Source organism: Mesorhizobium sp. M4A.F.Ca.ET.050.02.1.1, from assembly GCF_003997725.1.
Taxonomy (GTDB): Bacteria; Pseudomonadota; Alphaproteobacteria; order Rhizobiales; family Rhizobiaceae; genus Mesorhizobium.
The window spans coordinates 1-1,006 of the sequence record NZ_RZSG01001253.1 but is presented as its reverse complement, the minus strand read 5'-3'; the positions used below and the strand labels follow the sequence as shown (position 1 = coordinate 1,006).

The following is a 1,006-nucleotide window of genomic DNA, read 5'->3' as shown; positions in this document are numbered from 1 at the left end:
GGCATCAACAACGCCCGCTTCGTCCATGGCAGCTTCCTCCCACGGTAAGTATTATCATGGAAGGCGGGAAAACGGGCAAGCAAGACGGACATCTGGCGGTGCAGCAACCACTGACTTAGTCGAAAATGACCCGCGTCGCACAGCCAAGCTGGAACGGGACGGATTCGAACCTCGTCATGGGAATGCGAGAGGTGGTTCGCCCAGGTCAGTAACAATGTGTCGAGGCGGAGTTCGGCCCGCGGCTCACTCCGCGGGCGGCGTGCCGGCCATGCGCCTGTCAATTCGCACCGTCTTCAACAGCGTCTCATGCGGTGATCGCACGATGGCGATATCAGCGGGCCGACGATGCTTAGATGCAGCCGCTCCGCTGCCGCCAGGAATTGGCTTAGTTGCTCGGTGCTGCTTGGTGGTCGCCTTAGTAAAGGGCGGCCTATGCTAAGTTGCCACCGAATGTTGTCAGGCGGCGTCCGATTCCGTATATCCCGCAGGCTTCTTCGCCCCGCCCGTGCCGTCGCACTCAGCGCATGTCAGTGTAATTCCAGGACATTTGTGCTGATGCGTGCCCGCCGGGCAGCAATGGCCGTTCGAGCTTCGCCATCTCGGACAATCAAACATCGTGCCGGTACCGCCGCAGCCTTGGCACTCGCCAATCTTAAATAACGCCAACCCCATTTTCGCCCAACCCTGCATGCGCTGCCTGGCAACGCCGCTACCCACGTTTAGACCGCAGCGGGTCCCCACCCCCTGATGACATTACCGTAGGGCAATTAAGGATTTTCTAAAACAGGGAATCTGGGAGTTGTCTCCAATCCCTGTTGAAATGCCGCAAATTGTTCTGGGAAACGAGGGGCGAGATACCGCACCACCTTGGGACTGTCCATCAGGCGGTTGATATACCCTCGCGCCGCCACAAGTTCGAGACTCCACGAGCCCCAGCGCTCGGCGGCGTTTCGGAACTCCTGGCTCAACTCGGCAAACTCAATTTCCATAGCGGTCAACCGTACGG

General features: G+C 59.0%; 1 protein-coding gene. It reads right to left on the bottom strand.

Translation table 11 applies throughout. The annotated features are described in order from the left end of the window. Nucleotides 1-767: 767 nt before the first annotated feature. Nucleotides 768-1,006, bottom strand: a 239-nt coding sequence (locus EOA33_RS36730; protein WP_281033602.1) for a plasmid partitioning protein RepB C-terminal domain-containing protein, incomplete at its 5' end; no start/stop codon positions are given.